General features: G+C 49.6%; 22 protein-coding genes. 17 read left to right on the forward strand and 5 right to left on the reverse strand.

Going from position 1 to position 22971, the window contains the following annotated elements:
* The first annotated feature begins 191 nt into the window (after positions 1-191).
* Complete coding sequence (tal, locus tag C4F37_RS08235) at positions 192-1145, forward strand: transaldolase (protein ID WP_001540649.1); 954 nt, start codon at positions 192-194, stop codon at positions 1143-1145.
* A 114-nt stretch (positions 1146-1259) separates the two neighbouring features.
* A complete protein-coding gene (gene mog, locus C4F37_RS08240; protein WP_001094685.1) occupies positions 1260-1847 on the forward strand; it encodes a molybdopterin adenylyltransferase in 588 nt (195 codons plus the stop codon).
* Positions 1848-2051: 204 nt separating this feature from the next.
* On the opposite strand, the gene satP is transcribed toward mog, so the two are convergent.
* The 3 genes from satP to C4F37_RS08255 form a co-directional block, all read right to left on the reverse strand.
* A complete protein-coding gene (satP, locus tag C4F37_RS08245) occupies positions 2052-2618 on the reverse strand; it encodes an acetate uptake transporter (protein WP_000528533.1) in 567 nt (188 codons plus the stop codon).
* A gap of 148 nt (positions 2619-2766) precedes the next feature.
* Positions 2767-3480 (reverse strand): acidic protein MsyB, encoded by a 714-nt coding sequence (gene msyB / locus C4F37_RS08250; RefSeq protein ID WP_001102391.1) that lies wholly within the window; start codon positions 3478-3480, stop codon positions 2767-2769.
* A gap of 25 nt (positions 3481-3505) precedes the next feature.
* A complete protein-coding gene (locus C4F37_RS08255) occupies positions 3506-3910 on the reverse strand; it encodes a DUF2541 family protein (protein WP_000843687.1) in 405 nt (134 codons plus the stop codon).
* A 371-nt stretch (positions 3911-4281) separates the two neighbouring features.
* Between C4F37_RS08255 and dnaK the strand changes: the two genes are divergently transcribed.
* The gene (gene dnaK, locus C4F37_RS08260) at positions 4282-6198 is read left to right on the forward strand and encodes a molecular chaperone DnaK (RefSeq protein ID WP_000516135.1); all 1917 of its coding nucleotides are present in this window, start codon (positions 4282-4284) and stop codon (positions 6196-6198) included.
* Between the two features lie 88 nt (positions 6199-6286).
* A complete protein-coding gene (dnaJ, locus tag C4F37_RS08265; protein WP_001118464.1) occupies positions 6287-7417 on the forward strand; it encodes a molecular chaperone DnaJ in 1131 nt (376 codons plus the stop codon).
* A 104-nt stretch (positions 7418-7521) separates the two neighbouring features.
* Here the strand turns inward: dnaJ and mokC are convergent, their stop codons facing one another.
* Positions 7522-7674, reverse strand: a complete 153-nt coding sequence (gene mokC / locus C4F37_RS08270) for a type I toxin-antitoxin system toxin MokC (RefSeq protein ID WP_000809168.1) — start codon at positions 7672-7674, stop codon at positions 7522-7524.
* Between the two features lie 614 nt (positions 7675-8288).
* Here mokC and C4F37_RS08280 point away from each other — a divergent pair.
* The 5 genes from C4F37_RS08280 to nhaR all read left to right on the forward strand — a co-directional run bounded on the left by C4F37_RS08280 (position 8289) and on the right by nhaR (position 14317).
* The gene (locus C4F37_RS08280) at positions 8289-9050 is read left to right on the forward strand and encodes an outer membrane protein OmpK (RefSeq protein ID WP_001274832.1); all 762 of its coding nucleotides are present in this window, start codon (positions 8289-8291) and stop codon (positions 9048-9050) included.
* Between the two features lie 19 nt (positions 9051-9069).
* A complete protein-coding gene (locus C4F37_RS08285) occupies positions 9070-10563 on the forward strand; it encodes a sulfatase family protein (protein WP_001774152.1) in 1494 nt (497 codons plus the stop codon).
* Positions 10564-10691: 128 nt separating this feature from the next.
* Positions 10692-11951: a hypothetical protein gene (locus C4F37_RS08290; protein ID WP_000494929.1), complete on the forward strand. Its 1260-nt coding sequence runs from the start codon at positions 10692-10694 to the stop codon at positions 11949-11951.
* A gap of 234 nt (positions 11952-12185) precedes the next feature.
* Entirely contained in the window at positions 12186-13352 is a 1167-nt protein-coding gene (gene nhaA, locus C4F37_RS08295; protein ID WP_000681384.1) for a Na+/H+ antiporter NhaA, read from the forward strand.
* A 59-nt stretch (positions 13353-13411) separates the two neighbouring features.
* Positions 13412-14317: a transcriptional activator NhaR gene (gene nhaR / locus C4F37_RS08300; protein WP_000062878.1), complete on the forward strand. Its 906-nt coding sequence runs from the start codon at positions 13412-13414 to the stop codon at positions 14315-14317.
* 95 nt (positions 14318-14412) lie between these two features.
* On the opposite strand, the gene rpsT is transcribed toward nhaR, so the two are convergent.
* The gene (rpsT, locus tag C4F37_RS08305) at positions 14413-14676 is read right to left on the reverse strand and encodes a 30S ribosomal protein S20 (RefSeq protein ID WP_001274021.1); all 264 of its coding nucleotides are present in this window, start codon (positions 14674-14676) and stop codon (positions 14413-14415) included.
* Positions 14677-14778: 102 nt separating this feature from the next.
* On the opposite strand from rpsT, the gene C4F37_RS08310 reads away from it, so the two are divergent.
* From C4F37_RS08310 to dapB, 8 genes are all read left to right on the forward strand, one after another.
* Positions 14779-14997, forward strand: coding sequence for a DUF2575 family protein (locus C4F37_RS08310; protein WP_001337277.1), 219 nt, complete (start codon positions 14779-14781; stop codon positions 14995-14997).
* Between the two features lie 7 nt (positions 14998-15004).
* Entirely contained in the window at positions 15005-15946 is a 942-nt protein-coding gene (gene ribF, locus C4F37_RS08315) for a bifunctional riboflavin kinase/FAD synthetase (protein ID WP_000767329.1), read from the forward strand.
* A 42-nt stretch (positions 15947-15988) separates the two neighbouring features.
* Complete coding sequence (gene ileS / locus C4F37_RS08320; protein ID WP_001286825.1) at positions 15989-18805, forward strand: isoleucine--tRNA ligase; 2817 nt, start codon at positions 15989-15991, stop codon at positions 18803-18805.
* Complete coding sequence (lspA, locus tag C4F37_RS08325; protein WP_000083381.1) at positions 18805-19299, forward strand: signal peptidase II; 495 nt, start codon at positions 18805-18807, stop codon at positions 19297-19299. Before ileS ends, lspA begins: the two co-directional genes overlap by 1 nt.
* Before the next feature lie 107 nt (positions 19300-19406).
* Entirely contained in the window at positions 19407-19856 is a 450-nt protein-coding gene (gene fkpB, locus C4F37_RS08330) for an FKBP-type peptidyl-prolyl cis-trans isomerase (RefSeq protein ID WP_000004655.1), read from the forward strand.
* A 1-nt stretch (position 19857) separates the two neighbouring features.
* Positions 19858-20808, forward strand: coding sequence for a 4-hydroxy-3-methylbut-2-enyl diphosphate reductase (gene ispH / locus C4F37_RS08335; RefSeq protein WP_001166403.1), 951 nt, complete (start codon positions 19858-19860; stop codon positions 20806-20808).
* 65 nt (positions 20809-20873) lie between these two features.
* Positions 20874-21788, forward strand: a complete 915-nt coding sequence (gene rihC, locus C4F37_RS08340) for a ribonucleoside hydrolase RihC (protein WP_001239172.1) — start codon at positions 20874-20876, stop codon at positions 21786-21788.
* A gap of 166 nt (positions 21789-21954) precedes the next feature.
* Positions 21955-22776 (forward strand): 4-hydroxy-tetrahydrodipicolinate reductase, encoded by an 822-nt coding sequence (gene dapB / locus C4F37_RS08345; RefSeq protein ID WP_000543585.1) that lies wholly within the window; start codon positions 21955-21957, stop codon positions 22774-22776.
* Positions 22777-22971: the final 195 nt, after the last annotated feature.

Raw genomic sequence — 22971 nt, forward strand, 5'->3', positions numbered from 1 at the left:
ATAACTTCTGCGTAGCATACATGAGGTTTTGTATAAAAATGGCGGGCGATATCAACGCAGTGTCAGAAATCCGAAACAGTCTCGCCTGGCGATAACCGTCTTGTCGGCGGTTGCGCTGACGTTGCGTCGTGATATCATCAGGGCAGACCGGTTACATCCCCCTAACAAGCTGTTTAAAGAGAAATACTATCATGACGGACAAATTGACCTCCCTTCGTCAGTACACCACCGTAGTGGCCGACACTGGGGACATCGCGGCAATGAAGCTGTATCAACCGCAGGATGCCACAACCAACCCTTCTCTCATTCTTAACGCAGCGCAGATTCCGGAATACCGTAAGTTGATTGATGATGCTGTCGCCTGGGCGAAACAGCAGAGCAACGATCGCGCGCAGCAGATCGTGGACGCGACCGACAAACTGGCCGTAAATATTGGTCTGGAAATCCTGAAACTGGTTCCGGGCCGTATCTCAACTGAAGTTGATGCGCGTCTTTCCTATGACACCGAAGCGTCAATTGCGAAAGCAAAACGCCTGATCAAACTCTACAACGATGCAGGTATTAGCAACGATCGTATTCTGATCAAACTGGCTTCTACCTGGCAGGGTATCCGTGCTGCGGAACAGCTGGAAAAAGAAGGCATCAACTGTAACCTGACCCTGCTGTTCTCCTTCGCTCAGGCTCGTGCTTGTGCGGAAGCGGGCGTGTTCCTGATCTCGCCGTTTGTTGGCCGTATTCTTGACTGGTACAAAGCGAATACCGATAAGAAAGAGTACGCTCCGGCAGAAGATCCGGGCGTGGTTTCTGTATCTGAAATCTACCAGTACTACAAAGAGCATGGTTATGAAACCGTGGTTATGGGCGCAAGCTTCCGTAACATCGGCGAAATTCTGGAACTGGCAGGCTGCGACCGTCTGACCATCGCACCGGCACTGCTGAAAGAGCTGGCGGAGAGCGAAGGGGATATCGAACGTAAACTGTCTTACACTGGTGAAGTGAAAGCGCGTCCGGCGCGTATCACTGAGTCCGAGTTCCTGTGGCAGCACAACCAGGATCCAATGGCAGTAGATAAACTGGCGGAAGGTATCCGTAAGTTTGCTGTTGACCAGGAAAAACTGGAAAAAATGATCGGCGATCTGCTGTAATCATACTTAGCGTGACCGGGAAGTCGGTCACGCTACCTCTTCTGAAACCTGTCTGTCACTCCCTTCGCAGTGTATCATTCTGTTTAACGAGACTGTTTAAACGGAAAAATCTTGATGAATACTTTACGTATTGGCTTAGTTTCCATCTCTGATCGCGCATCCAGCGGCGTTTATCAGGATAAAGGCATCCCTGCGCTGGAAGAATGGCTGACATCGGCGCTAACCACGCCGTTTGAACTGGAAACCCGCTTAATCCCCGATGAGCAGGCGATCATCGAGCAAACGTTGTGTGAGCTGGTGGATGAAATGAGTTGCCATCTGGTGCTCACCACGGGCGGAACTGGCCCGGCGCGTCGTGACGTAACGCCCGATGCGACGCTGGCAGTAGCGGACCGCGAGATGCCAGGCTTTGGTGAACAGATGCGCCAGATCAGCCTGCATTTTGTACCAACTGCGATCCTTTCGCGTCAGGTGGGGGTGATTCGCAAACAGGCGCTGATCCTTAACTTACCCGGTCAACCGAAGTCTATTAAAGAGACGCTGGAAGGTGTGAAGGACGCTGAGGGTAACGTTGTGGTGCACGGTATTTTTGCCAGCGTACCGTACTGCATTCAGTTGCTGGAAGGGCCATACGTTGAAACGGCACCGGAAGTGGTTGCAGCATTCAGACCGAAGAGTGCAAGACGCGAAGTTAGCGAATAAAAAAATCCCCCCAAGCGGGGGGATCAGACTGATGACAAACGCAAAACTGCCTGATGCGCTACGCTTATCAGGCCTACGATCTTCTTGCAATATATTGAATTTGCACGATTTTGTAGGCCGGATAAGGCGTTCACGCCGCATCCGGCATAAACAAAGCGCACGTTGTTAACAATCTTATCCCTTCGAGCGGGGGGAGCTTAATAATTAGTGAGACTCACCAATCGGCAGAACGGTGCGACCAAACTGCTCGTTCAGCACTTCACCCATCGCCAGATAGATTGCACTGGCACCGCAGATAAGACCAATCCAGCCGGCAAAGTGGATGATCGCGGCGTTACCGGCAATGTTACCGATCGCCAGCAGGGCAAACAGCACGGTCAGGCTAAAGAAAACGAATTGCAGAACGCGTGCGCCTTTCAGCGTGCCGAAGAACATAAACAGCGTAAATATGCCCCACAGACCCAGGTAGACACCAAGGAACTGTGCATTTGGCGCATCGGTCAGCCCCAGTTTCGGCATCAGCAGAATTGCAACCAGCGTCAGCCAGAAAGAACCGTAAGAGGTGAATGCGGTTAAACCGAAAGTGTTGCCTTTTTTGTACTCCAGCAGACCGGCAAAAATTTGCGCGATGCCGCCGTAGAAAATGCCCATGGCAAGAATAATACCGTCCAGAGCAAAATAACCCACGTTGTGCAGGTTAAGCAGAATGGTGGTCATGCCGAAGCCCATCAGGCCCAGCGGTGCCGGATTAGCCAACTTAGTGTTGCCCATAATTCCTCAAAAATCATCATCGAATGAATGGTGAAATAATTTCCCTGAATAACTGTAGTGTTTTCAGGGCGCGGCATAATAATCAGCCAGTGGGGCAGTGTCTACGATCTTTTGAGGGGAAAATGAAAATTTTCCCCGGTTTCCGGTATCAGACCTGAGTGGCGCTAACCATCCGGCGCAGGCAGGCGATTTGCAGTACGGCTGGAATTGTCACGCGATAGGCACTGCCGCTGACCGCTTTAACCCCATTTAATGCTGCGCCCACAGGGCCTCCCAGACCCGCGCCGCGCAGCAAACCATGCCCAAGCACGCTCATTGCTGCGTGGGTGCGTAAAATGCGGGTCAATTGGCTGGAAAGCAAATGCGACACACCTTTTGCCAATAATTTGTCTTTCATCAGCAGCGGCAGCAGCTCTTCCAGCTCATTCACCCTGGCATCGACCGCGTGCAGAAACTCCTGCTTATGTTCCTCGTCCATTTTCTTCCAGGTATTACGCAGAAATTGTTCCAGTAACTGTTGCTCAATTTCAAACGTAGACATCTCTTTGTCGGCTTTCAGCTTCAATCGCTTTGAAACATCGAGCAAAATGGCGCGATACAATTTACCGTGTCCGCGCAGTTTGTTGGCGATACTATCGCCACCAAAATGCTGAAATTCTCCGGCAATCAGCTGCCAGTTGCGGCGGTGTCGCTCGGGATGTCCTTCCATCGATTTAAACAGTTCGTTGCGCATCAGTACGCTGGAGAGGCGAGTTTTGCCTTTTTCATTATGGGTGAGCAGCCGGGCGAAATTTGCCAACTGTTCCTCACTACAATGCTGGAGAAAATCCAGATCTGAATCATTCAGGTAATTAACATTCATTTTTTGTGGTTTCTATATTCTGGCGTTAGTCGTCGCCGATAATTTTCAGCGTGGCCATATCCGATGAGTTCACTGTATGACCGGAAAAGGTGATTTTTGAGACGCAGCGTTTGTTGTCGTTATCGCTGTTAATGTTGATCCAGTCAGTGGTTTGCTCTTCTTTTATTTCTGAAGGAATATTCAGGGTCTGACTGGCGCTTCGGGTGGCTTTGAAATAAATCGATGCACCGCTTAACTGCAAATCGCCATGGTCGGCTGAGAGTTGTATGCGTTTAACAATGCGACAAACAGGAAGTTTCAGCGCCAGATCGTTGGTTTCGTTTCGCGGCATTGCAATGACGCCGAGGATTTTATGGTCGTTTGCCTGCGCCGTGCAGCACAGCATCAGGCTAATCGCCAGGCTGGCGGAAATCGTAATAACGGATTTCATAAGGATTCTCTTGGTGGGGAGGGGTAAGGGGATGAAACTAGTTTACTGCTGATAAAGAGAAGTTTCAGGTACGTAATATTTTCTTTTTATTACAATTTTTTGATGAATGCCTTGGCTGCGATTCATTCTTTATATGAATAAAATTGTTGTCAGTTTCACGTCTTGTCCTGCCATATCGCGAAATTTCTGCGCAAAAGCACAAAAAATTTTTGCATCTCCCCCTTGATGACGTGGGTTACGACCCCATTTAGTAGTCAACCGCAGTGAGTGAGTCTGCAAAAAAATGAAATTGGGCAGTTGAAACCAGACGTTTCGCCCCTATTACAGACTCACAACCACATGATGACCGAATATATAGTGGAGACGTTTAGATGGGTAAAATAATTGGTATCGACCTGGGTACTACCAACTCTTGTGTAGCGATTATGGATGGCACCACTCCTCGTGTACTGGAGAACGCCGAAGGCGATCGCACCACGCCTTCTATCATTGCCTATACCCAGGATGGTGAAACTCTGGTTGGTCAGCCGGCTAAACGTCAGGCAGTGACGAACCCGCAAAACACCCTGTTTGCGATTAAACGCCTGATTGGCCGCCGCTTCCAGGACGAAGAAGTACAGCGTGATGTTTCCATCATGCCGTTCAAAATTATTGCTGCTGATAACGGCGACGCATGGGTCGAAGTTAAAGGCCAGAAAATGGCACCGCCGCAGATCTCTGCTGAAGTGCTGAAAAAAATGAAGAAAACCGCTGAAGATTACCTGGGTGAACCGGTAACTGAAGCTGTTATTACCGTACCGGCATACTTTAACGATGCTCAGCGTCAGGCAACCAAAGACGCAGGCCGTATCGCTGGTCTGGAAGTAAAACGTATCATCAACGAACCGACCGCAGCTGCGCTGGCTTACGGTCTGGACAAAGGTACTGGCAACCGTACTATCGCGGTTTATGACCTGGGTGGTGGTACTTTCGATATTTCCATTATCGAAATCGACGAAGTTGACGGCGAAAAAACCTTCGAAGTTCTGGCAACCAACGGTGATACCCACCTGGGTGGTGAAGACTTCGACAGTCGTCTGATCAACTATCTGGTTGAAGAATTCAAGAAAGATCAGGGCATTGACCTGCGCAACGATCCGCTGGCAATGCAGCGCCTGAAAGAAGCGGCAGAAAAAGCGAAAATCGAACTGTCTTCCGCTCAGCAGACCGACGTTAACCTGCCGTACATCACTGCAGACGCGACCGGTCCGAAACACATGAACATCAAAGTGACTCGTGCGAAACTGGAAAGCCTGGTTGAAGATCTGGTAAACCGTTCCATTGAGCCGCTGAAAGTTGCACTGCAGGACGCTGGCCTGTCCGTATCTGATATCGACGACGTTATCCTCGTTGGTGGTCAGACTCGTATGCCAATGGTTCAGAAGAAAGTTGCTGAATTCTTTGGTAAAGAGCCGCGTAAAGATGTTAACCCGGACGAAGCTGTAGCCATCGGTGCTGCTGTTCAGGGTGGTGTTCTGACTGGTGACGTAAAAGACGTACTGCTGCTGGACGTTACCCCGCTGTCTCTGGGTATCGAAACCATGGGCGGTGTGATGACCACGCTGATCGCGAAAAACACCACTATCCCGACCAAGCACAGCCAGGTGTTCTCTACCGCTGAAGACAACCAGTCTGCGGTAACCATCCATGTGCTGCAGGGTGAACGTAAACGTGCGGCTGATAACAAATCTCTGGGTCAGTTCAACCTGGATGGTATCAACCCGGCACCGCGCGGCATGCCGCAGATCGAAGTTACCTTCGATATCGATGCTGACGGTATCCTGCACGTTTCCGCGAAAGACAAAAACAGCGGTAAAGAGCAGAAGATCACTATCAAGGCTTCTTCTGGTCTGAACGAAGATGAAATCCAGAAAATGGTACGCGACGCAGAAGCTAACGCCGAAGCTGACCGTAAGTTTGAAGAGCTGGTACAGACTCGCAACCAGGGCGACCATCTGCTGCACAGCACCCGTAAGCAGGTTGAAGAAGCAGGCGACAAACTGCCGGCTGACGACAAAACTGCTATCGAGTCTGCGCTGACTGCACTGGAAACTGCTCTGAAAGGTGAAGACAAAGCCGCTATCGAAGCGAAAATGCAGGAACTGGCACAGGTTTCCCAGAAACTGATGGAAATCGCCCAGCAGCAACATGCCCAGCAGCAGACTGCCGGTGCTGATGCTTCTGCAAACAACGCGAAAGATGACGATGTTGTCGACGCTGAATTTGAAGAAGTCAAAGACAAAAAATAATCGCCCTATAAACGGGTAATTATACTGACACGGGCGAAGGGGAATTTCCTCTCCGCCCGTGCATTCATCTAGGGGCAAATCAAAAAAGATGGCTAAGCAAGATTATTACGAGATTTTAGGCGTTTCCAAAACAGCGGAAGAGCGTGAAATCAAAAAGGCCTACAAACGCCTGGCCATGAAATACCACCCGGACCGTAACCAGGGTGACAAAGAGGCCGAGGCGAAATTTAAAGAGATCAAGGAAGCTTATGAAGTTCTGACCGACTCGCAAAAACGTGCGGCATACGATCAGTATGGTCATGCTGCGTTTGAGCAAGGCGGCATGGGCGGCGGCGGTTTTGGCGGCGGCGCAGACTTCAGCGATATTTTTGGTGACGTTTTCGGCGATATTTTTGGCGGCGGACGTGGTCGTCAACGTGCGGCGCGCGGTGCTGATTTACGCTATAACATGGAGCTCACCCTCGAAGAAGCTGTACGTGGCGTGACCAAAGAGATCCGCATTCCGACTCTGGAAGAGTGTGACGTTTGCCACGGTAGCGGTGCAAAACCAGGTACACAGCCGCAGACCTGTCCGACCTGTCATGGTTCTGGCCAGGTGCAGATGCGCCAGGGTTTCTTTGCCGTGCAGCAGACCTGTCCACACTGTCAGGGCCGCGGTACGCTGATCAAAGATCCGTGCAACAAATGTCATGGTCATGGTCGTGTTGAGCGCAGCAAAACGCTGTCCGTTAAAATCCCGGCAGGGGTGGACACTGGAGACCGCATCCGTCTTGCGGGCGAAGGTGAAGCGGGTGAACACGGCGCACCGGCAGGCGATCTGTACGTTCAGGTTCAGGTTAAACAGCACCCGATTTTCGAGCGTGAAGGCAACAACCTGTATTGCGAAGTCCCGATCAACTTCGCTATGGCGGCGCTGGGTGGTGAAATCGAAGTACCGACCCTTGATGGTCGCGTCAAACTGAAAGTGCCTGGCGAAACCCAGACCGGTAAGCTGTTCCGTATGCGCGGTAAAGGCGTCAAGTCTGTCCGCGGTGGCGCACAGGGTGATTTGCTATGCCGCGTTGTTGTCGAAACACCGGTAGGTTTGAACGAGAAGCAGAAACAGCTGCTGCAAGAACTGCAAGAAAGCTTTGGTGGCCCAACCGGCGAGCACAACAGCCCGCGTTCAAAGAGCTTCTTTGATGGCGTGAAGAAGTTTTTTGACGACCTGACTCGCTAACCTCCCCAAAAGCCTGCCCGTGGGCAGGCCAGGGTAAAAACCAGGGTGCGTTGAAGATATGCGAGCACCTGTAAAGTGGCGGGGATCACTCCCCGCCGTTGCTCTTACTCGGATTCGTAAGCCGTGAAAACAGCAACCTCCGTCTGGCCAGTTCGGATGTGAACCTCACAGAGGTCTTTTCTCGTTACCAGCGCCGCCACTACGGCGGTGATACAGATGACGATCAGGGCGACAATCATCGCCTTATGCTGCTTCATTGCTCTCTTCTCCTTGACCTTTCGGTCAGTAAGAGGCACTCTACATGTGTTCTGCATATAGGGGGCCTCGGGTTGATGGTAAAATATCACTCGGGGCTTTTCTCTATCTGCCGTTCAGCCAATGCCTGAGACAGACAGCCTCAAGCACCCGCCGCTATTATACTGCGCTTTTAATTCACTTCTGTTTTATCAATTCTTTTTCTGAAGACGCCTCGCATTTTTGCGGAATAATATTTCAATACATCAATTTATTTAACTTAAATATATCCAGGGATTCACAAAAAAAGGTGTTTTCCTCTATCAAAAGTGAATGGCTAAAGGAAATTAATTATTAAAGGTTACTGTAATACTATAGAGAGACAAAGAAATACGTTCAGCAGCTAATGCTAAGTTCATCATGAAAAATGCCTATAAATCAAAGGGTGATGTTTAAAACAGACACATTTTCTGAAACACGATATCCCTCCGCCCGTTCGCAAAAGTAATCTGCGATCTTCATCACGCTTCGATAGTCATCTTTAAATATACTGGCCTGGTCATTCTTAATAAAAATGAATTGTCTGGTGTATTAATTCCTATGGAATCATAAAAACAATGAATGGAGAACATATTATATGTCTGCCAAAAGACGACTTCTTATTGCGTGTACCTTGATAACAGCTATCTATCATTTTCCTGCATATTCTTCATTAGAATATAAAGGAACCTTTGGTTCAATAAATGCGGGTTATGCAGACTGGAATAGTGGATTTGTAAACACTCACCGTGGTGAAGTATGGAAAGTGACTGCGGATTTTGGGGTAAATTTTAAAGAAGCAGAATTTTACTCATTTTATGAAAGTAATGTACTCAATCATGCTGTAGCAGGGAGAAATCATACGGTTTCAGCAATGACGCATGTCAGACTCTTTGACTCTGATATGACATTCTTTGGCAAAATTTATGGCCAATGGGATAACTCATGGGGTGACGATCTGGACATGTTTTATGGATTCGGTTACCTCGGCTGGAACGGCGAGTGGGGCTTTTTTAAACCGTATATTGGATTGCATAATCAATCTGGTGACTACGTATCAGCTAAATATGGTCAAACGAATGGTTGGAATGGTTATGTTGTTGGCTGGACAGCAGTATTACCATTTACGTTATTTGACGAAAAATTTGTTTTATCTAACTGGAATGAAATAGAACTGGACAGGAACGATGCTTACACGGAGCAGCAATTTGGCCGGAACGGGTTAAATGGCGGTTTAACTATTGCCTGGAAGTTCTATCCTCGCTGGAAAGCAAGTGTGACGTGGCGTTATTTCGATAATAAGCTGGGCTACGATGGCTTTGGCGATCAAATGATTTATATGCTTGGTTATGATTTCTAATTTTTATCAGGGAATAATTATGCAGAAAACGTTAATGGCCAGTTTGATCGGCCTTGCTGTTTGCACAGGGAATGCTTTTAGTCCTGCCTTAGCCGCAGAGGCTAAACAACCTAATTTAGTCATTATTATGGCGGATGATTTAGGTTATGGCGATTTAGCAACATATGGTCATCAGATCGTTAAAACACCTAATATCGACAGGCTTGCCCAGGAAGGGGTCAAATTTACTGACTACTATGCCCCCGCTCCTTTAAGTTCACCTTCACGCGCAGGGCTATTAACCGGCCGGATGCCATTTCGTACTGGAATTCGCTCATGGATTCCTTCAGGCAAAGATGTTGCCTTAGGGCGTAACGAACTCACGATTGCTAATCTACTCAAAGCGCAAGGGTACGACACGGCAATGATGGGTAAGCTGCATCTGAATGCAGGCGGCGATCGCACCGATCAGCCACAAGCACAAGATATGGGCTTTGATTACTCACTGGCTAATACGGCGGGCTTTGTTACCGACGCCACGCTGGATAACGCTAAAGAACGCCCGCGTTATGGCATGGTTTACCCGACAGGCTGGCTACGTAATGGGCAACCCACTCCACGAGCCGATAAAATGAGCGGTGAGTATGTCAGTTCGGAAGTCGTCAACTGGCTGGATAACAAAAAGGACAGCAAGCCTTTCTTCCTCTATGTTGCTTTTACCGAAGTGCATAGCCCCCTGGCTTCGCCCAAAAAATACCTCGACATGTACTCACAATATATGAGCGCGTATCAGAAGCAGCATCCTGATTTATTTTATGGCGACTGGGCAGACAAACCCTGGCGTGGTGTGGGGGAATATTATGCCAATATCAGCTATCTGGATGCACAGGTTGGAAAAGTGCTGGATAAAATCAAAGCGATGGGTGAAGAAGATAACACAATCGTTATTTTTACCAGTGATAACGGTCCGGTAACGCGTGAAGCGCGCAAAGTGTATGAGCTGAATTTGGCAGGGGAAACGGATGGATTACGCGGTCGCAAGGATAACCTTTGGGAAGGCGGAATTCGTGTTCCAGCCATTATTAAATATGGTAAACATCTACCACAGGGAATGGTTTCAGATACACCCGTTTATGGTCTGGACTGGATGCCTACTTTAGCGAAAATGATGAACTTCAAATTACCTACAGACCGTACTTTCGATGGTGAATCGCTGGTTCCTGTTCTTGAGCAAAAAGCATTGAAACGCGAAAAGCCATTAATTTTCGGGATTGATATGCCATTCCAGGATGATCCAACCGATGAATGGGCGATCCGTGATGGTGGCTGGAAGATGATTATCGATCGCAATAATAAACCGAAATATCTCTACAATCTGAAATCTGATCGTTATGAAACACTTAATCTGATCGGTAAAAAACCAGATATTGAAAAACAGATGTATGGTAAGTTTTTAAAATATAAAACTGATATTGATAATGATTCTCTAATGAAAGCCAGAGGTGATAAACCAGAAGCGGTGACCTGGGGCTAACCTGATAATCATAATAAATGTAATGTATGCCATTTAGGGCTATGCCCGCCTGATTCAGTGCTACGCATTGAATCAGGTTCTTTTCGCGTTGAACAATATCAAGATACGGCTATTCGCAGGGAGTGGATATGTTTACCAACGTAAACGTTGATTGTTGCAAAACACCAGGATGTAAAAACCTGGGGTTGCTGAATAGCCAGGATTATGTCGCACAGGGTAAAAATATTTTATGCCGTGAATGTGGTTACTTGTTTCCAGTGATATCTGAACAGTCGCTTAATATTTATCGTAATATTGTGAATCACTCCTGGAGAGGTTTGATTTGCCAATGTTCAACTTGCGGAGGCACGTCCCTCAAAAAATATGGATATTCTGCACAAGGCCAGAGAAGAATGTATTGCCATCATTGTGAGAAAACATTTATCACTCTGGAACATGTAATTACCACACCACGAGGAGCCCAGTTAGCATTGATGATTGAGCAAGGGGAGGCACTTGCGGATATCAGAAAGTCATTACTTCTTAACAGCACTGGACTTAGCCGTGAACTGTTAAAATTAGCGCGTGAAGCAAACTATAAAGAAAGTCGACAGTGTTTCCCAGCTTCTGATATTACCCTGAGTACCCGCGCTTTTCGCGTCAAGTATAATGGTAGCAATAACTCTCTTTATGCTCTTGTTACCGCAGAAGAACAAAGCGGCAGGGTGGTTGCCATCTCAACCAATTACTCCTCATCTGCCGTAGAGCAACATTATCAATACACATCGAACTATGAAGAGCGTATGTCTCCAGGGACGCTGGCACATCATGTCCAGCGCAAAGAGTTACTTACTATGCGGCGGGATACCTTGTTTGATATTGATTACGGCCCGGCAGTTTTACATCAAAACGATCCGGGAATGTTGGTAAAACCGGTTCTTCCGGCATATCGTCATTTTGAACTGGTCAGAATACTGACCGATGAGCATTCCAACAACGTTCAGCATTACCTTGATCACGAATGCTTTATATTGGGCGGCTGCCTGATGGCTAATTTGCAGCATATTCATCAAGGTCGCTGCCATATTTCCTTTGTCAAAGAGCGCGGTGTGGCACCCGCCACCATTGATTTTCCACCGCGATTATTCCTTAGTGGTGGGGTACGAAATAATGTCTGGCGTGCATTTTCTAACCGCAATTATTCAATGGCTGTATGCAATCTCACTGGCAGTAAGAAAGTCCGCGAGATGCGGCATGCAACATTGAACAGTGCGACGCGTTTTATCCACTTTGTGGAGAACCATCCTTTCCTTATATCATTGAACCGAATGTCTCCTGCGAATGTCGTTTCTACATTAGATATCCTCAAACATCTGTGGAATAAAAAACTAGAGCATGGAACAATTTAATTATTACTTTTCCGAATAATTTCTTCAGAAATCTTGACATTAGACTATGATTAATGGGGTTTAAGGTCATCAGCCGCCGCTTTCGGGCATCAAAAACTCATCTCTCGCTGATGGCGCAATTCTTTTAATAGATCGTAAAAAGCGAGCTATTCCTACACTATAATCTGATTTTAACGATGATTCGTGCGGGGTAAAATCGTGAAAACGATCTATTCACCTGAAGAGAAATAAAAAGTGAAACATCTGCATCGATTCTTTAGCAGTGATGCCTCGGGAGGCATTATTCTCATTATTGCCGCTGTATTAGCGATGATTATGGCCAACAGCGGTGCAACCAGTGGATGGTATCACGACTTTCTTGAGACGCCGGTTCAGCTCCGGGTTGGGACACTTGAGATCAACAAGAACATGCTGCTATGGATCAATGACGCTCTGATGGCGGTATTTTTCCTGTTGGTTGGTCTGGAAGTTAAACGCGAGCTGATGCAAGGTTCGCTGGCCAGTCTGCGCCAGGCGGCATTTCCTGTTATTGCCGCAATCGGCGGGATGATTGTCCCGGCATTGCTCTATCTGGCTTTTAACTATGCCGATCCGATTACCCGCGAAGGCTGGGCAATCCCGGCGGCGACTGACATTGCCTTTGCACTTGGTGTGTTGGCGCTGTTGGGAAGTCGTGTTCCGTTAGCGCTGAAGATCTTTTTGATGGCTCTGGCTATTATCGACGATCTTGGGGCCATCATTATCATCGCATTGTTCTACACTAATGACTTATCGATGGCCTCTCTTGGCGTCGCGGCTGTAGCAATTGCGGTACTCGCGGTATTGAATCTGTGTGGTGTACGCCGCACGGGCGTTTATATTCTGGTTGGCGTGGTGCTGTGGACAGCGGTGTTGAAATCGGGGGTTCACGCAACCCTGGCTGGCGTCATTGTCGGCTTCTTTATTCCTTTGAAAGAGAAGCATGGGCGCTCTCCGGCTAAACGTCTGGAGCATGTTTTGCATCCATGGGTGGCGTATCTGATTTTGCCGCTGTTTGCATTTGCTAATGCTGGCGTTTCACTGCAAGGTGTCACGCTGGAAGGTTTGACCTCCATTCTGCCATTAGGGATCATCGCTGGTTTGCTGATTGGCAAGCCACTGGGTATTAGTCTGTTCTGCTGGTTGGCGCTGCGTTTGAAACTGGCACATCTGCCAGAGGGAACGACTTACCAGCAAATTATGGCGGTTGGTATCCTGTGCGGTATCGGTTTTACTATGTCTATCTTTATTGCCAGCCTGGCATTTGGTAGCGTAGATCCAGAACTGATTAACTGGGCAAAATTAGGCATCCTTGTCGGTTCAATTTCTTCGGCGGTAATTGGATATAGCTGGTTACGCGTTCGTTTACGTCCATCAGTTTGACAGGACGATGTACTGGGGAGCCATAAACGGCTCCCTTTTCATTGTTATCAGGGAGAGAAATGAGCATGTCTCATATCAATTACAACCACTTGTATTACTTCTGGCATGTCTACAAAGAAGGTTCTGTGGTTGGCGCAGCGGAGGCGCTTTATTTAACACCACAAACCATTACCGGGCAGATCCGGGCGCTGGAAGAGCGCCTGCAAGGGAAACTATTTAAGCGTAAAGGACGTGGTCTGGAACCCAGCGAACTGGGAGAACTGGTCTATCGCTATGCCGATAAAATGTTCACCTTAAGCCAGGAAATGCTGGATATCGTCAACTATCGCAAAGAGTCCAACTTATTGTTTGATGTTGGTGTGGCAGATGCACTTTCCAAACGTCTGGTCAGCAGTGTTCTGGATGCCGCAGTTGTGGAAGACGAGCAGATCCATCTACGCTGTTTCGAATCGACGCACGAGATGCTTTTAGAGCAGTTGAGTCAGCATAAACTGGATATGATCATCTCTGACTGTCCGATCGATTCCACTCAGCAGGAAGGGCTGTTTTCCATGAAAATTGGCGAATGTGGTGTCAGTTTCTGGTGCACTAACCCACTACCAGAAAAGCCGTTTCCTGCCTGTCTTGAAGAGCGTCGTTTACTTATTCCGGGGCGTCGCTCAATGTTGGGGCGTAAACTATTAAACTGGTTTAACTCCCAGGGCTTGAACGTCGAAATTTTGGGTGAGTTTGATGATGCTGCGTTGATGAAAGCCTTTGGGGCGACGCATAACGCTATTTTCGTTGCACCTTCGCTTTACGCTAATGATTTCTATAACGATGACTCGGTTGTGGAGATAGGCCGTGTTGAGAACGTGATGGAAGAGTACCACGCGATTTTTGCCGAAAGGATGATTCAGCACCCTGCAGTACAGCGTATCTGCAATACAGACTATTCTGCGCTGTTTACTCCAGCTTCAAAATAAACATTTGTACTTTGCAGGCCGAATTTTGGCCTGCAGATGGATATAAAAAAACCCGCCAGAGCGGGTTTTTTTACAAAGCTGACAACAACAGGCAATTAAGCCAGTTTGTTGATCTGTGCAGTCAGGTTAGCCTTATGACGTGCAGCTTTGTTTTTGTGGATCAGACCTTTAGCAGCCTGACGGTCCACGATTGGTTGCATTTCGTTAAATGCTTTCTGTGCAGCAGCTTTGTCGCCAGCTTCGATAGCTGCGTATACTTTCTTGATGAAAGTACGCATCATAGAGCGACGGCTTGCGTTGTGCTTACGAGCCTTTTCAGACTGAATGGCGCGCTTCTTAGCTGATTTGATATTAGCCAAGGTCCAACTCCCAAATGTGTTCTATATGGACAATTCAAAGGCCGAGGAATATGCCCTTTTAGCCTTCTTTTGTCAATGGATTTGTGCAAATAAGCGCCGTTAATGTGCCGGCACTCGTTACGTAGTGATGGCGCAGGATTCTACCAGCTTGCGGGGTGTGAATACAGCTTTTCCGCGAGAAAAATTGCAGCAGGCGGTCAGTTTCTTCCCATGATTTGCGCCATAGCAATGAAAAGCCACTTCTTTCTGATTTCGGTACTCAATCGCCGGTTAACCTTGACCGCTGTACAAGGTATACTCGGACGATTTTCACTGTTTTGAGCCAGACATGAAGCTGATACGCGGCATACATAATCTCAGCCAGGCCCCGCAAGAAGGGTGTGTGCTGACTATTGGTAATTTCGACGGCGTGCATCGCGGTCATCGCGCGCTGTTACAGGGCTTGCAGGAAGAAGGGCGCAAGCGCAACTTACCGGTGATGGTGATGCTTTTTGAACCTCAACCACTGGAACTGTTTGCTACTGATAAAGCCCCGGCACGGCTCACCCGGCTGCGGGAAAAACTACGTTATCTTGCAGAGTGTGGTGTTGATTACGTGCTGTGCGTGCGTTTTGACAGGCGTTTTGCGGCGTTAACCGCGCAAAACTTCATCAGTGATCTTCTGGTGAAGCACTTGCGGGTAAAATTTCTTGCCGTAGGTGACGATTTCCGCTTTGGCGCTGGTCGTGAAGGCGATTTCTTGTTATTACAGAAAGCGGGCATGGAATACGGCTTCGATATCACCAGCACGCAAACTTTTTGCGAAGGTGGCGTGCGTATCAGCAGCACCGCCGTGCGTCAGGCGCTTGCGGATGACAATCTGGCTCTGGCAGAAAGTTTACTGGGGCACCCGTTTGCTATCTCCGGGCGTGTAGTCCACGGTGATGAATTAGGGCGCACTATAGGTTTCCCGACGGCGAATGTACCGCTACGCCGTCAGGTTTCCCCGGTGAAAGGGGTTTATGCGGTAGAAGTGTTGGGCCTTGGCGAAAAGCCGTTACCCGGCGTTGCAAACATCGGAACACGCCCAACGGTTGCCGGTATTCGCCAGCAACTGGAAGTGCATTTGTTAGATGTTGCAATGGACCTTTATGGTCGCCATATACAAGTAGTGCTGCGTAAAAAAATACGCAATGAGCAGCGATTTGCATCGCTGGACGAACTGAAAGCGCAGATTGCGCGTGATGAATTAACCGCCCGCGAATTTTTTGGGCTAACAAAACCGGCTTAAGCCTGTTATGTAATCAAACCGAAATACGGAACCGAGAATCTGATGAGTGACTATAAATCAACCCTGAATTTGCCGGAAACAGGGTTCCCGATGCGTGGCGATCTCGCCAAGCGCGAACCGGGAATGCTGGCGCGTTGGACTGATGATGATCTGTACGGCATCATTCGTGCAGCTAAAAAAGGCAAAAAAACCTTCATTCTGCATGATGGCCCTCCTTATGCGAATGGCAGCATTCATATTGGTCACTCGGTTAACAAGATTCTGAAAGACATTATCATTAAGTCCAAAGGGCTTTCTGGATATGACTCGCCGTATGTGCCTGGCTGGGACTGTCATGGTCTGCCAATCGAGCTGAAAGTAGAGCAAGAATACGGTAAGCCGGGGGAGAAATTCACCGCCGCTGAGTTCCGCGCCAAGTGCCGCGAATACGCTGCGACCCAGGTTGACGGTCAGCGCAAAGACTTTATCCGTCTGGGCGTGCTGGGCGACTGGTCGCACCCGTACCTGACCATGGACTTCAAAACTGAAGCCAACATCATCCGCGCGCTGGGCAAAATCATCGGCAACGGTCACCTGCACAAAGGCGCGAAGCCGGTGCACTGGTGCGTTGACTGCCGTTCTGCACTGGCAGAAGCGGAAGTTGAGTATTACGACAAAACTTCTCCGTCCATCGACGTCGCTTTCCAGGCGGTCGATCAGGATGCGCTTAAAACGAAATTTGGCGTAAGCAATGTTAACGGCCCAATTTCGCTGGTTATCTGGACCACCACGCCGTGGACGCTGCCTGCTAACCGCGCAATCTCCATTGCACCTGATTTTGATTATGCGCTGGTGCAAATCGACGGTCAGGCCGTGATCCTCGCGAAAGATCTGGTTGAAAGCGTAATGCAGCGTATCGGCGTTAGCGATTACACCATTCTTGGCACGGTGAAAGGTGCCGAGCTGGAACTGTTGCGCTTTACCCATCCGTTTATGGACTTCGATGTTCCGGCAATTCTCGGCGACCACGTTACGCTGGATGCCGGTACCGGTGCCGTTCATACCGCGCCAGGCCACGGTCCGGACGACTATGTGATCGGTCAAAAATATGGTCTGGAAACCGCTAACCCGGTTGGCCCGGACGGCACTTATCTGCCGGGTACTTACCCGACTCTGGATGGCGTTAATGTCTTCAAAGCGAACGATATTGTCATTGCGTTGTTGCAGGAAAAAGGCGCGCTGTTGCACGTTGAGAAAATGCAACACAGCTATCCGTGCTGCTGGCGTCATAAAACGCCGATCATCTTCCGCGCGACGCCGCAGTGGTTCGTCAGCATGGATCAGAAAGGTCTGCGTGCGCAGTCACTGAAAGAGATCAAAGGCGTGCAGTGGATCCCTGACTGGGGCCAGGCGCGTATCGAGTCGATGGTTGCTAACCGTCCTGACTGGTGTATCTCTCGTCAGCGTACCTGGGGCGTGCCGATGTCACTGTTCGTGCACAAAGACACAGAAGAACTGCATCCGCGTACTCTCGAACTGATGGAAGAAGTGGCAAAACGCGTTGAAGTTGACGGCATTCAGGCGTGGTGGGATCTCGATGCGAAAGAGATCCTCGGCGACGAAGCTGACCAGTATGTGAAAGTACCGGATACGCTGGATGTATGGTTTGACTCCGGATCTACCCACTCTTCCGTTGTTGATGTGCGTCCGGAATTTGCCGGTCACGCAGCGGACATGTATCTGGAAGGTTCTGACCAACACCGTGGCTGGTTCATGTCTTCCCTGATGATCTCTACCGCGATGAAGGGCAAAGCGCCATATCGTCAGGTACTGACTCACGGCTTTACCGTGGATGGTCAGGGTCGCAAGATGTCTAAATCCATCGGTAACACCGTTTCGCCGCAGGATGTGATGAATAAACTGGGTGCGGATATTCTGCGTCTGTGGGTGGCATCAACCGACTACACTGGCGAAATGGCCGTTTCTGACGAGATCCTGAAACGTGCTGCCGACAGCTATCGTCGTATCCGTAACACCGCGCGCTTCCTGCTGGCAAACCTGAACGGTTTTGATCCGGCAAAAGATATGGTGAAACCGGAAGAGATGGTGGTACTGGATCGCTGGGCCGTAGGTTGTGCGAAAGCGGCACAGGAAGACATCCTCAAGGCGTACGAAGCATACGATTTCCACGAAGTGGTACAGCGTCTGATGCGCTTCTGCTCCGTTGAGATGGGTTCCTTCTACCTCGACATCATCAAAGACCGTCAGTATACCGCCAAAGCGGACAGCGTGGCGCGTCGTAGCTGCCAGACTGCGCTGTATCACATCGCAGAAGCGCTGGTTCGCTGGATGGCACCAATCCTCTCCTTCACCGCTGATGAAGTGTGGGGTTACCTGCCGGGCGAACGTGAAAAATACGTCTTCACCGGCGAGTGGTACGAAGGCCTGTTTGGTCTGGCAGACAGTGAAGCAATGAACGATGCGTTCTGGGACGAGCTGTTGAAAGTGCGTGGCGAAGTGAACAAAGTCATTGAGCAAGCGCGTGCCGATAAGAACGTGGGCGGCTCGCTGGAAGCGGCAGTAACCTTGTATGCAGAACCGGAACTGGCGGCGAAACTGACCGCGCTGGGCGATGAATTACGATTTGTCCTGTTGACCTCCGGCGCTACCGTTGCAGACTATAACGACGCACCTGCTGATGCCCAGCAGAGCGAAGTCCTCAAAGGGCTGAAAGTCGCGTTGAGTAAAGCCGAAGGTGAGAAGTGTCCTCGCTGCTGGCACTACACCCAGGATGTCGGCAAGGTGGCGGAACACGCAGAAATCTGCGGCCGCTGTGTCAGCAACGTCGCCGGTGACGGTGAAAAACGTAAGTTTGCCTGATGAGTCAATCGATCTGTTCAACAGGGCTACGCTGGCTGTGGCTGGTGGTAGTCGTGCTGATTATCGATCTGGGCAGCAAATACCTGATCCTCCAGAACTTTGCTCTGGGGGATACGGTCCCGCTGTTCCCGTCGCTTAATCTGCATTATGCGCGTAACTATGGCGCGGCGTTTAGTTTCCTTGCCGATAGCGGCGGCTGGCAGCGTTGGTTCTTTGCCGGTATTGCGATTGGTATTAGCGTGATCCTGGTAGTGATGATGTATCGCTCGAAGGCCACGCAGAAGCTAAACAATATCGCTTACGCGCTGATTATTGGCGGCGCACTGGGCAACCTGTTCGACCGCCTGTGGCACGGCTTCGTTGTCGATATGATCGACTTCTATGTCGGCGACTGGCACTTCGCCACCTTCAACCTTGCCGATACTGCCATTTGTGTCGGTGCGGCACTGATTGTGCTGGAAGGTTTTTTACCTTCTAAAGCGAAAAAACAATAATAAACCCTGCCGGATGCGATGCTGACGCATCTTATCCGGCCTACAGATTGCTGCGAAATCGTAGGTCGCATCCGGCAAAAATCCTCAAAATATAAGAGCAAACCTGCATGTCTGAATCTGTACAGAGCAATAGCGCCGTCCTGGTGCACTTCACGCTAAAACTCGACGATGGCACCACCGCTGAGTCTACCCGCAACAACGGTAAACCGGCGCTGTTCCGCCTGGGTGATGCTTCTCTTTCTGAAGGGCTGGAGCAACACCTGCTGGGGCTGAAAGTGGGCGATAAAACCACCTTCTCGCTGGAGCCAGATGCGGCGTTTGGCGTGCCGTCACCGGACCTGATTCAGTACTTCTCCCGCCGTGAATTTATGGATGCAGGCGAGCCAGAAATTGGCGCAATCATGCTTTTTACCGCAATGGATGGCAGTGAGATGCCTGGCGTGATCCGCGAAATTAACGGCGACTCCATTACCGTTGATTTCAACCATCCGCTGGCCGGGCAGACCGTTCATTTTGATATTGAAGTGCTGGAAATCGATCCGGCACTGGAGGCGTAACATGCAGATCCTGTTGGCCAACCCGCGTGGTTTTTGTGCCGGGGTAGACCGCGCTATCAGCATTGTTGAAAACGCGCTGGCCATTTACGGCGCACCGATATATGTCCGTCACGAAGTGGTGCATAACCGCTACGTGGTCGATAGCCTGCGCGAGCGTGGGGCTATCTTTATTGAGCAGATTAGCGAAGTACCGGACGGCGCGATCCTGATTTTCTCCGCACACGGTGTTTCTCAGGCGGTACGTAATGAAGCGAAAAGCCGTGATTTGACGGTATTTGACGCCACCTGTCCGCTGGTGACCAAAGTGCATATGGAAGTCGCCCGCGCCAGCCGTCGTGGTGAAGAATCTATTCTCATCGGTCACGCCGGGCACCCGGAAGTGGAAGGGACGATGGGCCAGTACAGCAACCCGGAAGGGGGAATGTATCTGGTCGAATCGCCAGACGATGTGTGGAAACTGACGGTCAAAAACGAAGAGAAGCTCTCCTTTATGACCCAAACCACGCTGTCGGTGGATGACACGTCTGATGTGATCGACGCGCTGCGTAAACGCTTCCCGAAAATTGTCGGTCCGCGCAAAGATGACATCTGCTACGCCACGACTAACCGTCAGGAAGCGGTACGCGCCCTGGCAGAGCAGGCGGAAGTAGTACTGGTGGTTGGTTCGAAAAACTCTTCCAACTCCAACCGTCTGGCGGAACTGGCCCAGCGTATGGGCAAACGCGCGTTTTTGATTGACGATGCGACAGATATCCAGGAAGAGTGGGTGAAAGAGGCGAAATGCGTCGGCGTGACTGCTGGCGCATCAGCTCCGGATATTCTGGTACAGAACGTAGTCGCACGTTTACAGCAGCTTGGCGGTGGCGAAGCCATTCCGCTGGAAGGCCGCGAAGAAAATATCGTTTTCGAAGTGCCGAAAGAGCTGCGAGTCGATATTCGTGAAGTCGATTAAGTCATTAGCAGCCTAAGTTATGCGAAAATGCCGGTCTTGTTACCGGCATTTTTTATGGAGAAAACATGCGTTTACCTATCTTCCTCGATACAGACCCCGGCATTGACGATGCCGTTGCCATTGCCGCCGCGATTTTTACCCCCGAACTCGATCTGCAACTGATGACCACTGTCGCGGGTAATGTTTCGGTAGAGAAAACGACCCGCAACGCCCTGCAACTGCTGCATTTCTGGAATGTGGATATTCCGCTTGCCCAGGGCGCTGCCGTACCACTGGTTCGTGCGCCGCGCGATGCGGCATCTGTACACGGTGAATCGGGAATGGCTGGCTATGACTTTGTTGAACACAACCGTCAGCCACTGGGTATACCGGCGTTTCTGGCAATTCGTGATGCCCTGATGCGTGCGCCAGAGCCCGTTACCCTGGTGGCCATCGGCCCGTTAACCAATATTGCGCTGTTACTTTCACAATGCCCGGAATGTAAGCCGTATATTCGCCGTCTGGTGATCATGGGCGGTTCTGCTGGTCGCGGCAACTGCACACCAAACGCCGAGTTTAATATCGCTGCCGATCCAGAAGCGGCAGCCTGTGTCTTCCGTAGCGGCATCGAAATCGTCATGTGTGGTCTGGATGTCACCAATCAGGCAATATTAACCCCTGACTATCTCGCTACTTTGCCGGAGTTGAATCGCACCGGAAAAATGCTACACGCCCTGTTTAGCCACTACCGTAGCGGCAGTATGCAAAGTGGACTACGTATGCACGATCTTTGCGCTATCGCCTGGCTGGTGCGCCCGGAATTGTTCACTCTCAAACCGTGTTTTGTCGCGGTAGAAACTCAAGGCGAATTTACCTCAGGCACGACGGTAGTTGATATCGACGGTTGCCTGGGCAAACCAGCCAATGTACAGGTGGCATTGGATCTGAATGTAAAAGGCTTCCAGCAGTGGGTAGCTGAGGTGCTGGCTCTGGTGCCGTAACCTGTCACATGTTATCGGCATGCAGTCATTCATCGACTCATGCCTTTCACTGATATCCCTCCCTGTTTATCATTAATTTCTAATTATCAGCGTTTTTGGCTGGCGGCGTAGCGATGCGCTGGTTACTCTGAAAACGGTCTATGCAAATTAACAAAAGAGAATAGCTATGCATGATGCAAACATCCGCGTTGCCATCGCGGGAGCCGGGGGGCGTATGGGCCGCCAGTTGATTCAGGCGGCGCTGGCATTAGAAGGCGTGCAGCTGGGCGCGGCGCTGGAGCGCGAAGGATCTTCTTTACTGGGCAGCGACGCCGGTGAGCTGGCGGGTGCAGGAAAAACAGGCGTTACTGTGCAAAGCAGCCTTGATGCGATAAAAGATGATTTTGATGTGTTTATCGATTTTACCCGTCCGGAAGGTACGCTGAACCATCTCGCTTTTTGTCGCCAGCATGGCAAAGGGATGGTGATCGGCACTACGGGGTTTGACGAAGCCGGTAAACAGGCGATTCGTGACGCCGCCGCCGATATTGCGATTGTCTTTGCCGCCAATTTTAGCGTTGGCGTTAACGTCATGCTTAAACTGCTGGAGAAAGCAGCCAAAGTGATGGGGGACTACACCGATATCGAAATTATTGAAGCACATCATAGACATAAAGTTGATGCGCCGTCAGGCACCGCACTGGCAATGGGAGAGGCGATCGCCCACGCTCTGGATAAAGATCTGAAAGATTGCGCGGTCTACAGTCGTGAAGGCCATACCGGTGAACGTGTGCCTGGCACCATTGGTTTTGCCACCGTGCGTGCAGGTGACATCGTTGGCGAACATACCGCGATGTTTGCCGATATTGGCGAGCGTCTGGAGATCACCCATAAGGCATCCAGCCGCATGACATTTGCTAACGGTGCGGTAAGATCGGCTTTGTGGTTGAGTGGTAAGGAAAGTGGTCTTTTTGATATGCGAGATGTGCTTGATCTCAATAATCTGTAACCACAAGATATTTATGGTGATGCAAAAATAACACATTTAATTCATTGAATATAAAGGGCTTTAATTTTTGGCCCTTTTATTTTTAGTGTTATGATTTTAAATCTAATGCAAATGCTGAAAATTACATGTTTTGTATTCTGTTTTTGTTGTTTTAATGTAAATTTTGACCATTTGGTCCACTTTTTTCTGCTCATT

Source organism: Escherichia sp. R1 (assembly GCF_003000935.1).
Classification (GTDB): domain Bacteria; phylum Pseudomonadota; class Gammaproteobacteria; order Enterobacterales; family Enterobacteriaceae; genus Escherichia; species Escherichia coli.